This is a genomic window from Phormidium sp. FACHB-592, from assembly GCF_014695795.1.
Lineage (GTDB): Bacteria > Cyanobacteriota > Cyanobacteriia > Leptolyngbyales > Leptolyngbyaceae > Stenomitos.
In genome coordinates, this window is sequence record NZ_JACJOZ010000030.1 from 130,487 (window position 1) to 143,416 (window position 12,930).

General features: G+C 50.7%; 10 protein-coding genes. 4 read left to right on the forward strand and 6 right to left on the reverse strand.

Annotated features, from left to right (window positions below; translation table 11 throughout):
• Positions 1-8: 8 nt before the first annotated feature.
• From H6F86_RS06780 to glnA, 4 genes are all read right to left on the reverse strand, one after another.
• Entirely contained in the window at positions 9-719 is a 711-nt protein-coding gene (locus H6F86_RS06780) for a PHP domain-containing protein (RefSeq protein ID WP_190447389.1), read from the reverse strand.
• Between the two features lie 432 nt (positions 720-1,151).
• The gene (locus H6F86_RS06785) at positions 1,152-2,066 is read right to left on the reverse strand and encodes a ferritin-like domain-containing protein (RefSeq protein ID WP_190447391.1); all 915 of its coding nucleotides are present in this window, start codon (positions 2,064-2,066) and stop codon (positions 1,152-1,154) included.
• Between the two features lie 36 nt (positions 2,067-2,102).
• Positions 2,103-3,224, reverse strand: a complete 1,122-nt coding sequence (locus tag H6F86_RS06790; RefSeq protein WP_190447392.1) for a class I SAM-dependent methyltransferase — start codon at positions 3,222-3,224, stop codon at positions 2,103-2,105.
• 270 nt (positions 3,225-3,494) lie between these two features.
• Complete coding sequence (gene glnA, locus H6F86_RS06795; RefSeq protein ID WP_190447395.1) at positions 3,495-4,931, reverse strand: type I glutamate--ammonia ligase; 1,437 nt, start codon at positions 4,929-4,931, stop codon at positions 3,495-3,497.
• Positions 4,932-5,693: 762 nt separating this feature from the next.
• Here glnA and apcB point away from each other — a divergent pair.
• The 3 genes from apcB (at position 5,694) to H6F86_RS06810 (ending at position 8,789) form a co-directional block, all read left to right on the forward strand.
• A complete protein-coding gene (gene apcB / locus H6F86_RS06800; protein WP_190447397.1) occupies positions 5,694-6,203 on the forward strand; it encodes an allophycocyanin subunit beta in 510 nt (169 codons plus the stop codon).
• Positions 6,204-6,462: 259 nt separating this feature from the next.
• Complete coding sequence (mnmG, locus tag H6F86_RS06805) at positions 6,463-8,379, forward strand: tRNA uridine-5-carboxymethylaminomethyl(34) synthesis enzyme MnmG (RefSeq protein WP_190447398.1); 1,917 nt, start codon at positions 6,463-6,465, stop codon at positions 8,377-8,379.
• Entirely contained in the window at positions 8,376-8,789 is a 414-nt protein-coding gene (locus H6F86_RS06810; protein ID WP_190447400.1) for a Uma2 family endonuclease, read from the forward strand. The genes mnmG and H6F86_RS06810 overlap by 4 nt, the downstream gene beginning before the upstream one ends.
• An 8-nt stretch (positions 8,790-8,797) precedes the next feature.
• On the opposite strand, the gene H6F86_RS06815 is transcribed toward H6F86_RS06810, so the two are convergent.
• On the reverse strand, positions 8,798-11,134 hold the full coding sequence (locus H6F86_RS06815) for a glycoside hydrolase family 31 protein (protein WP_190447402.1): 2,337 nt from the start codon (positions 11,132-11,134) through the stop codon (positions 8,798-8,800).
• 65 nt (positions 11,135-11,199) lie between these two features.
• Entirely contained in the window at positions 11,200-11,991 is a 792-nt protein-coding gene (locus tag H6F86_RS06820; protein ID WP_242033394.1) for an SDR family NAD(P)-dependent oxidoreductase, read from the reverse strand.
• Positions 11,992-12,146: 155 nt separating this feature from the next.
• On the opposite strand from H6F86_RS06820, the gene H6F86_RS06825 reads away from it, so the two are divergent.
• Positions 12,147-12,647, forward strand: coding sequence for an orange carotenoid protein N-terminal domain-containing protein (locus H6F86_RS06825; protein WP_190447404.1), 501 nt, complete (start codon positions 12,147-12,149; stop codon positions 12,645-12,647).
• Positions 12,648-12,930 lie beyond the last annotated feature (283 nt).

The window sequence follows — 12,930 nt, forward strand, 5'->3', positions numbered from 1 at the left end:
ACGCCAACCTAAAGCCTTTGTAGAAGGTTTAACCCGTGGGTATCTGTGCCACAGGTATTAAGTAAATTGAAGGTCTTACTTAGCCTGTGGACTTGTCTGGTTTGCTCAGGGCTAGGCTGCCAAGGTTGAGGGTTGTTGTAGGCATAGTACGTCTCAACGCCATCAATGCCAAAACGAGCCACTTCGGGGATTAAAATTTCGGGCGATCGCTTGTAGCGTGCTGGGTGTGCCAGTACCGCTAGCCCTCCCGCTTGATGGATAGCGCTAATCACTTGCTCTGCCTTTGCGTCGTCTCCCATCGGTGCATGGCGCTGTAGGTAAAGCTGTATAGAAGGGCTTTCTGGGTTAAACGCATAGCCGAGGATATGTACCTCTATGTCCAGCAGTTGGGATGTAATTTCTACACCAACCCAAAGTTGAGGCAAGGCACGATCGCCCACTTGCTCTAACGGCTGTTCATCGAGCCAACGCTGCACAAGGCGATAACCATTAACCGAATGATGGTCAGTGATGGCAAACCCTTGTAGCCCAATGGCGAGTGCCTGCTGCACCAGTAGCTCTGGCTGCAACTGTCCATCAGAGTTTACCGTGTGCATGTGAAAATTAAACGTTCTGGGGCAACTGCCAGCGTTAACCTGCTCAAACACATGCCTCAGCGCGACAGCGTCCTGTGCAGCAGGGATGGACGAATGCGACGCTGAAGCCAGTTTGACAGACATAGGTGCCTTAAAAAGAGATGGGCTTGTTTTGCTTACATACATATCTTAACTGCTGTCGATCGAGAGTTTGAGCGATCACATTGACCACAGACAGCAGCCTACGTATTACTCTGCTTAACACCCGGAGGGCAATTTGATAATTCCAGACATGTATTCACAAGACCGTGATAACACAACCGAGCGTCCTTACCAACTGCATTGCTGTTTAAGACTGCAAGCCTGGTTTAGAACCCTCGGTTGCTGTAGTGCTTTGTGTTGAACCGCTCTAGAGGAAACCGCTAGATCGGATCACAACCTTGATTGCATCAACTCAGAATCGTGAATTAAAGCACCTGTAGACGTCACCACCTGTAAGGGCAACAACCTGTAGTATGGCTATGCCCCTACAGGGATAAGCTGGACGAAAGGGCTAACTTGATTGAATTCGTGTTTCTAAGCAGATGGTTCTCTCGTTGAAGCTTTCGCTGACGGTACACTGTTGCGGTTCAATCCACCCAAAAACATCGGGACGAATTTCTCCATAAACGCTTGAGGATCGCGCTTCCATGCCCGTTGGGCGATATCAATGCGGGTCATCTGCAAGTCGGGTGCGAGCAAGGTTTGGGGCAACCGCTCCATCAAGTATTGGGGGCGCTCCCAAACCGACATGGTGTTGGCAATATCTAGCAGATTAGACACGCGACGTAGTTCCGCTCCCAGGGTGATATCCATACCGGATTCAAAGGCAGCTTGCTCGATCGCCGAGTACCGTTGCTTTGCTATTTCTACCTTCTGGCGATTTTCTGGGCTTTGATCCGCCAGTTTTGCTAACCAGCGGTTGCCCCAGCGCACGTGCCCTGCTTCTTCAGGAAAGATCCGCTCGATCGTCTCACGAATTTTGATGTTTTCTTCTGTCTGCGGTGCTTGCTTCAGGGCGTAGATATGCGCCGAGAAATATTCACAGCCGCGCTTTTCGGTTACGTTAATGGCTGCCAGAGTCGAGATTAGAAACCCATCTAGATCGGTTTCTGCATCATGGAGTTCTGCATCCAGCAGCCGTTCAAATTCCTGAATGTAGGAAGAACCGGGTGGAGTGCCGACGCTGGAACCCAAATCAACCAGCAAATCGGTGAGCCACATGGCATGGCGGGCTTCATCAGAAATATGCCGTGACAAATCCTTGATGAGTTCAGGAGACTTACCATCAAGCTGCTCAATCAAATTGGTGAGGTCTTTGCAGCTTCGCTGTTCGCTATAGCGGTAGCGGTTGAGCGTGATGAGGTGAATCTCACGATCACGCACAACCTGACCAAGAATCTCGCGTGCGCCTAGAGCTTTACTAAGTTTGCGGGGGTAAGCAACAGTCATTGTTTTCTCTTGTTTTGTGTTCTTATTCGTGGGTCGCTATTGACGATCGTAACTTAGCTGTTTTTCTGCATCCGTAGACAATGCAGCGTTAGGAGTGGGAGTGAGCGGCTTTTGAGCAACGAGATACTTGCTCATAAAGTGAACCTGCACCGAAACATCGCTAAAGCCAGCTTGCTCTAGACGCTGCACCAGATTGTCCTGCGTGTAGTGGCGATAGTAAGGCTCATGAAACGTCTCTACAAAGTCTTCCATGGCTGGCACCATGTCGGGTGCGTCAGCAACTTGAATGGAATCACAAATGACAAACGTACCACCCGGCTTCAATACTCGAAAGCACTGCTCTATAACCTGCTGACGGGCTGCTGGAGGTAGTTCGTGAAACAGGAAGACGCTGGTAACACCATGAAAGTAATTGTCTACAAACGGCAGAGCCTCGGCATTCGCTTGCACAAGCTGCGGCAGTTCATTTGGTAGCTGCGACAGCGACTGGTTTGCCTTACGCAAATAGGCCTCTGACAGATCTACACCATAAAGGGATGCCTTAGGCAACATTCCCCGCAGTTGCTTTAGTGTGCGTCCGGTGCCACAGGCAACATCTAGTACCCGTATCTGACGTGGTTCTAGAACGTCAAAAGTAGCTAAACCTTGCTTTAGCGGAGCCAGTATCCGCCGCCGCATGGCATCTGCTGCACCGTTAAACAAGATGTCAACCTGCAAATCATAGAGGTTTGCTGAGGTGTCGCTGAGATAGCCATCCGTCTGATGGTGGAAGTTCTGCAAGTAATAACTGGGGTAGCCGCTCGTCTCTAACTGAGGCGAAAAATCTTGATGGCGCTTTTGGTTAACGCGCCCCCAAATCGAGGGCAAGTCAAACCAAATCTGTGGGTAATGACGAAAAAAGTCGTTCCAGTCATTGTCAAAGAGTAAGGGCGCTGGATAAACGCCTCGTTCAGCATCATACCAGTCAGTTTCAATAAGCTGCTGAAGCTGCTGCCGAAGTTGAAGCAACAGTTCGAGGGGCAAAGATTTTACTTCGCGCTGTGACGGTGCAACGAATAGATTAGTCAACTGGGTGCTGACTGCTTTATGTGCCAGACCAAAATAGCTTTTACCTTCTTGGAAAGCCTGGTATGCCAGCTTTGTCAAAGTGTCGGGCATTTGATGTAGGAAACTACGATCGACTGTAAACGATTGTAACGAATCCCTTCAGTAAATGCCGCAGATGGGTGCACAAATCTGCCTTTTGGCGGCAAAGATCATCGCCGAGCGTATATCCAGCTAACGCACTCAGACAACCCGTACGGGGCTTCGATAAGAAAGAGCGGCGATCGCTCCATAGACCTCAAATGTTACCCGTAGGCAAGAGAGGTAGAGGAGCGATCGCCGCGCAGATGGTAGATGTGTCGTTATTAACAACAGTTGTACTATCTAGCAGTCGTAGTACAGCGCAAACTCATAGGGATGCGGACGAATGCTTACTGGAATCACTTCGCGATCGAGCTTGTAGCTAATCCAGTTTTCGATGAAGTCTTCAGTGAAAACCCCACCAGCCGTCAAGAAATCATGATCCGTTTCCAGGTTCTTCAGTGCATCCATTAAGGAGCCAGGCGTTGAAGGCACTTTCGCCAGTTCTTCGGGAGTGAGTTCGTAGATGTCTACATCTAGTGAATCGCCGGGGTCAATCTCGTTCTTGATGCCGTCAATGCCCGCGCAGAGCATAGCCGCAAACGCCAGATATGGGTTACACGACGCATCGGGGCAACGGAACTCCAACCGTTTGGCTTTAGGGCTATCACCCGACAGTGGAATCCGAATGGAGGCAGAGCGATTGCCCTGAGAGTATGCCAGGTTTACAGGTGCTTCAAACCCAGGCACCAGGCGCTTGTAGGAGTTGGTCGTTGGGTTTGTAAAAGCCAACAGCGAGGGTGCGTGCTTCAGCAGACCGCCGATGTAATGCATGGCTGTCTTGCTCAGCTGAGCATATTCGTTGCCAAAGAAGGTCGGCTGACCATCTTTCCAGATGGACTGATGGCAGTGCATTCCGGTGCCGTTATCGCCAAAAATCGGCTTGGGCATGAAGGTAGCAGTCTTGCCATGCTTCTTCGCCACGTTTTTGATGCAGTACTTATAGGTCAACAAATAGTCAGCAGCTTTCACCAAAGATGCAAACCGGAAGCCCAATTCGCACTGTCCACCTGTAGCAACTTCGTGGTGGTGCTTCTCGATCGGCACACCGCAATGCTTCATTGCCAGCAGCATTTCAGTACGGATGTCTTGCAGCGTATCAGTCGGCGCAACGGGGAAGTAACCTTCTTTATTCCGAGGCTTGTACCCCAGATTGCCACCCTTGCCAGTAGTTGGATTATATTCTTCACGACCCGAGTTCCACACGCCTTCGTCGCTATCAACGTAGTAGTAGCCAGCGTTTTGGGTTTGGTCGTAGCGCACATCGTCAAACAAGAAAAACTCGGCTTCAGGACCAAAAAAGGCAGTGTCACCGATGCCGCTTGCTTGTAAGTAATCGATCGCCTTTTGAGCGATCGAGCGAGGGTCACGGCTGTAGGGCTGTCCTGTGCGTGGCTCGATAATGCTACAAATCATGCTCAGAGTCGGTTCTGCCATGAAGGGGTCGATCCAGGCAGTATCTGGATCAGGCACCATTGCCATGTCTGAGTCATTAATGGCTTTCCAACCCCGGATGCTAGAGCCATCAAAGGCAACACCCTCGCTAAAGCTGCTTTCATCGATCATGTCGTGGAACAGGGTCAAATGTTGCCACGTTCCTGGCGTGTCAATGAACTTCAGATCAATCATCTGAATATTGTCACGTTTAATCCATTCCAGGATTTCCTGCGGGGATGCCATGTATTACTCCTTGTTGCGGTACTGTCTCTAAAGTTGGAGGAAAGAAGAACGGTAGAAATAATTTGAGCGCGGCAGTGAAAGCGTTGCATCCTGAGGTTTGATGCTGGAACGTCGGATCTGTGCGATCAACTGATCCACAACTTCAAACGCTCAAACACAGAACAATGAGCTTGAACCGAGACAGAAGCCTACAGTCTTAGTCAGCTTTCAACCAAAGCCACAAACTTCCCCTGCTTTTCTAAAGCCAATGAAAGAATTGTTAGGAAGAGGCTGCCTTAGCAAACCCTCTCCAGGCTTAGAGCTTACTTGTATCTGAATCATCCTAGAGATTGGCCTGAGTCAATTTTGTATCAATCGCTACAAAATATTGCTCTACCAGCCGAGACTTAAGTTTAGGTTAAGGGCAGGGTGTTTAAGCGAGCGTGTAGAGTGACTGCTCTAACGTAGTTTTAAGAACTTGTAACACTTGATGTTTACAATTGCAACATGGCACGATTCTGTTTCAGGCAATGGTAAACTTGACCGTACGCTTGGACTCAAAGAACCGTCAGTTCTACGATTTGAGCCGTATGTGACTAGAGATTATACGCCTAGAATGATGAGCGTGAATTGATCAATCACTGTTGTTGTCCATGGGGCATGGCTTACTTTGAATCTGTTGATCGCGATGTGCCTTTAGGCTTGCCACTGAGCAAGACTTTTGTCGTCGAACGAGTCAACCATAACTAAGAACATATTAAGGATCGTTGGGAGAAGAGTTTCATGCGTGATGCAGTAACGAGTTTGATTAGAAATTACGATATTACAGGTCGTTACCTCGATCGCAATGCCATTGATAGCCTCAAAGCGTATTTTGATACGGGTATTGCAAGGGTACAGGCATCGGCAGTCATCAATGCGAATGCAGCGGCAATTGTCAAACAGGCGGGTTTGCAGTTGTTTGACGAACTGCCAGAGTTGATTCGTCCCGGTGGCAATGCTTACACAACTCGTCGCTATGCCGCTTGCCTGCGCGATTTAGACTACTACCTGCGCTACGCTACCTACGCCCTTGTCGCTGGTGACACAGATGTATTGGATGAGCGGGTGCTAGAAGGGCTACGCGAAACCTACAATTCGCTGGGTGTACCACCTGGACCGACCGTGCGCGGCATCCAAATTTTGAAGGCGATCGCCCAAGAAACTGTGGCTGAAGCTGGCATCACCAACGCTGCGTTTCTAGATCAGCCGTTCGATTACATGGCACGCGAATTGAGCGAGAAGAATATCTAGCTTGCCGAGAGTTCATATCCTAAACTCAGTTGTAAAGAGGTGAGGCGCGATCGTGTCTCACCTTTTTCTTTGTGTACTAGAGCGTTCATGGGCTAGGGTCATGCTGTTACTGGAATGACGATCGTCCCTCACGCGTCTGATCCTTTCCGCTCTAGCTCCTTGGCACATACCTTTTCAATGTCACTGTTGATCGCCATCGCTCCTTTGCGCTGACCAGAACCGCTAAAATGAGGTGAGAGTCCCAAGCCGTAAAGTTTTTATGACCGTGCGATCGTCCGTTGACTTTTTGGATGCCTTTGATGTTGTTGTTGTAGGAGCCGGACACGCTGGCTGCGAGGCGGCACTAGCAACGGCGCGGCTGGGCTGTCGCACACTTTTGCTTACCTTAACGCTCGACAAAATCGCGTGGCAGCCGTGCAACCCTGCGGTGGGTGGTCCTGCGAAGTCTCAATTGGTGCATGAGGTGGATGCGCTCGGTGGGGAAATCGGCAAAATGGCAGACCGCACCTACCTGCAAAAGCGTGTGCTGAATGCGTCACGCGGTCCGGCTGTTTGGGCGCTACGGGCGCAGACGGATAAGCGCGAATATGCGGCTGTCATGAAAACGATCGTGGAAAACCAGTCAAACCTGACGATCCGCGAAGGCATGGCAACCGATCTAGTCTTGGGCGAGAACAACGAAATCATCGGCGTGCAAACCTACTTCGGCGTAGCGTTTCAGTGCAAAGCCGTAGTGCTGACCACAGGCACCTTTCTGGGCGGCAAAATTTGGGTCGGCAATACGTCAATGGCAGCCGGACGAGCGGGAGAATTTGCTGCTGTTGGGATGACCGAAACGCTCAATCGGCTGGGCTTTGAAACGGGACGGCTAAAAACGGGGACACCTGCGAGGGTCGATCGTCGCTCCGTCGATTTCACCAACCTGGAACCTCAGCCCGGTGATGCAGACGTGCGCTGGTTTAGCTTCGACCCCGAAGCGTGGGTGGAACGGGAGCAAATGCCCTGTTACCTGACACGTACGACTGCTGAAACGCATCGCATCATTCGCGAAAACCTGCATCTATCGCCCGTTTATGGTGGTTGGGTAGATGCCAAAGGACCGCGCTATTGCCCCAGCATTGAAGACAAAATCGTGCGCTTTGCTGATAAAGAAAGCCATCAGATTTTCATTGAGCCAGAAGGACGCGATACACCAGAGCTTTATATTCAAGGCTTTTCAACAGGCTTGCCAGAAAGGATTCAGTTGCAAATGCTGCGATCGCTCCCTGGATTGGAACACTGCGCCATGTTGCGTCCTGCCTATGCCGTCGAGTATGACTATTTGCCTGCAACGCAGTGCTATCCCACCCTGATGACCAAAGCGGTTGAAGGGTTATTCTGCGCTGGGCAAATCAATGGTACGACTGGCTATGAAGAAGCCGCAGCACAAGGGCTTGTAGCAGGTATTAATGCAGCTCGGTTGGTGCAAAATCAGGAAATGGTTATCTTCCCGCGTGAGCAAAGCTATATTGGCACCTTGATTGACGACCTTTGCACAAAAGACTTGCGCGAACCCTATCGAGTGCTGACTTCACGATCGGAGTATCGCCTACTGCTGCGATCGGATAACGCTGACCAACGACTGACTCCCCTGGGTCGGGAGATTGGACTCATTGACGATCGCCGCTGGCATTTATTTACCCATAAACAAGAACGGATTGTTGCTGAAAAAGAACGGCTGCATGAAACTCGTGTGAAAGAGCATGATGAACTGGGTCAAAAGATTGCAGCGCATACGCAGCAGGCAATTAAAGGCTCGCTGACCCTAGCCGATTTGCTGCGGAAGCCAGGGTTCCACTACGCCAATTTGGAACAGTTTGGGTTAGGCAATGCAGAGTGTGATCGCGCCGAAAAAGAAGGGGCTGAAATTGACATCAAATATGCCGGGTATATTCAACGGCAACAGCACCAAATTGACGCGATCGTCCGGCAAGAACATCGCAAGCTGCCACCCGATTTAGACTACAGCGCGATCGCTACGCTCTCTAAAGAATCCCGCGAAAAACTTGCTAAAGTGCAGCCTCTCACGATTGGACAGGCAACTCGCATTGGCGGTGTCAATCCGGCTGATGTGAATGCGTTACTCGTATACCTCGAAATTCAGGCACGTCAGCAAGCAGAAGCGGGAGTTTTATGACGGCGTTTACGATCAATTTTGATGCGATCGTTCAAATAACCGACGAGCACTTTGCACAGCTTTGTCGAGCCAATCCTGATGTCAAATTTGAGCGCACTGCGAAAGGAGAATTGGTCATTGTGGCACCCACAGGTGGCGAAACAGGAAGCTATAACTCCGAACTCAATGCAGATTTTGTCATCTGGAATCGGCAAGCAAAACTTGGGGTCGTCTTTGATTCTTCAACGTGTTTTCGGTTGCCGAACCAGGCTCTCCGATCGCCCGATGTTTCCTGGATCAAACAAGACCGTTGGGATGCCTTAACACCAGACCAAAAAGCAAAATCTCCACCGATCGCGCCGGATTTTGTCCTGGAACTCATGTCGTCCAGTGACGACTTTAGCGATGTGCAGGCAAAGATGCGGGATTGAAGTTGATCCTAAAAGGTGAGGGTGCGATCGCTCCCGTCATCCTCAAAGCGTTGTTCGCCTACACCGACTAGCTCGACAACAACAGTTCGTGTTGGTGGAGTCCAGTTACCTTGTCGTGCCTGAATGTGAAGGGCTGTACGTTCGCCCTCTGCGGTGACGCGATACACAGTGGTTGCCCAGGAACCATTACGGTACTCAAAGCTACGCCCATCATCTTCATACAGGATAAACTCACCATCACCTGACCAGACGCGAAGACGAAGCTCATCGATCGGGCGTTCGTCTACATACTGCATCACGGGCTGCATAGGAATGACCGCTCCGGCTTTAACGTAAAGGGGCATTCGCTCTAGCGGTGCATCAGCCAGGATGTGGGTGGCACCCTCGTAGCGCGTACCCGTCCACCAGTCATACCAAATGCCCTCTGGCAAGTAGACGGCACGACACTCGACACCAGGACGATAAACAGGAGCCGCCATAAGTGACGGACCAAGCAACACCTGATCGTGCAGGGCATAGGTCTTAGGATCGTTGGGATAGTGATAGACCAGCGGACGCAGAATTGGTGCGCCTGTCGTAGCAGCTTCCCAAAAGGCAGTGTAGAGATAGGGCAAGAGACGATAGCGCAACTCGATGTATTCACGGCAGATGCGTTCGGTTCGTTCTCCAAAAACCCAGGGCTCATGCTGTTCCGTCTTCATGGAGGAGTGTGCCCGCATCAGGGGATAGAGCAGCCCAACCTGCATCCAGCGGGCAAACAGTTCCGCCGTTGCGTTGCCAGCAAAACCACCGATGTCAGCACCAACAAACGCCACACCAGACAAACCCATGTTGCAGAGCATAGGAATGGAAAGCTCCAAATGCTCCCACCAAGACTGATTATCGCCCATCCATACGGATGACCAGCGCTGTACACCTGCATAGCCCGATCGCGTCAGCACAAACGATCGCTCGGTGGGACGCAACCGCTCCAGCCCCTCAGCACAGGCTTGTGACATACCTGACCCATAAAGATTGTGAGCTTCGGCATGAGTGGCTTGTTCGTCGGCTGGACCCTGCGGCGAATCGAGCGGAAACCAGATATGAACACCTTCATCACCAAAGGGTCGATCAACAATGGCAGGCTCGTTCATGTCATTCCAGATACCTGCCACGCCTACATCCGTCAAGGCTTTTTGAGCATCGCCCCACCAGTGACGCACCTCTGGCTTCAGGAAATCGGGAAAGACCGCTTTATCAGGCCACACATAGCCGTGGAAGATTTCGCCGTTTGCTTTGCGTACAAAGTAATCTTCCTTTAATCCATCGTCAAAAATGGTGTAATCCGCCTCCGGTTCGTATTTCACCCCCGGATCGACGATCGTCACGACCTGAAAACCTGTTTCCTTCAGATCGCGCATGAGTTTCGCTGGTTCCGCAAAGCGTTTGGGGCTCCAAGTAAACACGCGATAGCCATTCATGTAGTCAATATCGAGATGAATCACATCACAAGGAATCCGGCGATCGCGAAACTCCCGCGCCAGCTTCCGCACAATGCTTTCAGATTCATAGCTCCAGCGACACTGATGATAGCCGATCGACCATTTGGGCGGCAGCGGCATCCGTCCCGTAAGCTGCGTATAGGTTTCTAAAATTTCGGCAGGCGTAGGACCGTAGACAATGTAGTAGTCCAGTTCGCCGCTGTGGGTTTCCATCTGCCACACGCCGGGTTTGCAGGCTCCCATGTCAAACTGGCTCCAGAAGGTGGTGTTGAAGAAAATGCCATACCCAACGTCAGGACGCAGCGCCATGAAGAACGGAATCGCCTGGTACATCTCATCCGCTACTGTCGTATAGTCCAGCGCATCGAGTGTCCAGTTTGTTTTGCGCTCCGAGCGCTTATCTAGCAACCCAGTGCGTTCACCAAAGCCGTAGAAGTGCTCATCCGCGTCCATCTTCTTCCAACCAGCTACCGTCTTTTCTGACCAGCCAATGCCTGTTTCGGCATCCTCTGCAAAGGGTCTGCCTGCTTGGTCAAAGCAAACAAGCCGACAGGGATTGCGCTCAATGCGGATGCGTACTTTAGCAGTTTTGATCTCGATCGCCGCCTCTGTTTCCTGCACATCCATCGACACAGGTGACCACTCTGAATCATCTTTGGCAACTGCCCAAGAGCGCCGAGGCAGAAGTTTCCCCGTTGGTGCCAGCCGTACCCGCACTAACGATGGGGTCAGCACGGTCACGGATAGAAGCGCATCACCACACTGACAATAAACACCGCGATCGTCCTGCTCAACAGAACTCACAGCGCCCAAAGTTGACCAGGAACGGGCGTGGATGGGAAGTTTGCCAAAGACTTGGGGCATAGGGGAAAAGGATGAAGAATAAGAGAGGAAGGATACAAAGAGGAACGTTATTGATCCGTTATCTTTTAGCCTTTCAACAGTGACTCAGTACCATCGATCCAGATTTCGGTGCCGCTAATGTGGCTAGAGGCATCGGAAGCTAAGAAAAGCACTAGCTGGGCAACTTGTTCAGATTTACCGGGTTTCCCTTCAGAAAGAGGAATTTTGCCCTTGGGAAACTCGACAGGCGTTTGAATTTGCTCCAGATCTCGCCGTTTGGTACTTTCGTTGATGGCAGTTTCGATCGCCCCTGGGCAAATCACATTCACTCGAATATGGTGCGGTGCTAGCTCTAGAGCCACCATTTTAGTAAATGCTACTTGAGCCGCTTTAGACGTGGCGTAGGCAGTGGCACCTGTATTGCTAAAAATCCGAGTGCCGTTTACAGACGCAGTGATTACGACGGAGCCACCCTGCTGTTTTAAGTGAGGAACGGCGTATTTTGTAGTTAGAAAAGTGCCTTTAAGATTCACGTCCAGAGTTCTATCCCATTCCTCTGGAGTGAGGTCTTCGATCGGTGCCCAAACGCCGTTAATACCTGCATTTGCAAACACGATGTCAATGTGTCCGCATTTCTCAATAATCTGCTGAAAGGACTGCTCTACTTGATCGGGTTGAGAAATGTCGGCGATCGTCACGATGCCTTTGCCACCATTTTTCTCTACTTCGTCGATCGTTTGCTGACTTTCTTCAAGTGTGTGATCGATCGCGGCAATCATTGCACCTGCTTGTGACAACGTGAGTGCAGTCGCTCGACCAATGCCAGAACCTGCACCTGTAATTACGGCAACTTTGCCTTCCAGCATTCGTTCTACCATGACTCGCTCCTGCTGTGCATCATTTCACCCGTTTAAAGGTCATGCAGTCAGTCGGGCTTCGCCTCTGTCTTTGGTAGAGTCCTGATGCTCTGTCTGCGGTGGATGTAATGACGATCGCGGTCTCGCTACATTGCAGGCAGCATTATGAGGTTTTTATGACATACACCACGTCTAACACTGCCAGCGCACAATTAAACGCCTTTCAAAGCTTGGATGTTGATCAGCAACTTGCGCTGTTTTGGTTTATTTACACCGAGATGGGCAAATCCATCACACCGGCTGCACCAGGAGCCAGCACCGTTTCTCCAACCATTGCCGAAGGGCTGTTTAATCAGGTTAAAGACCTGCCGCATGACGAGCAGTTACAGCTACAGCGCGATTTGATTACTCACAAAAATACGCTGATTTCACGCGAATATGGCGCGATCGGCGACACTACAAAACTATTGTTCTGGTACCTGCTGGCTCAGGGTATGGAGGCCGGTACTGTAAGCCCTATGCCGTCTGACTACAAACTTTCGGAAGAAGCAGACGCTTTGTTTACCCAAATTAAAGGGTTAGAGTTCAACGAACAAATTACGCTGTTCCGTAACATCGTTGCGCCAATGGGTGTAGACCCCAACAATGTGGAACATGATAGCGAAACAGGTCTGTAAGCGAGAGGGCGATCGCTCTTTCTGCTTTTTGCTGAAGCACTGTCGCAATGAGCTTTAGCTAGAGTAGAACAGGCTTCTTGCAAAAGGCTTTTTCACAACTTACTTTCGGTAGGGGCATAGCGTTGCTGTGCCCCTGTTTTGTGTGATTAGTTGTGTTGTAATACCAAATCCCAAAATAGGTGCCATAGATCAAGCAACTAAGCCGCTCTTACCCTCAAGCCCTCGCTCTTGGGAGAGGGCAGTTGCCTTTCGTTGCCCTCTTCTTCGGAAAAAAGGTTGGGGA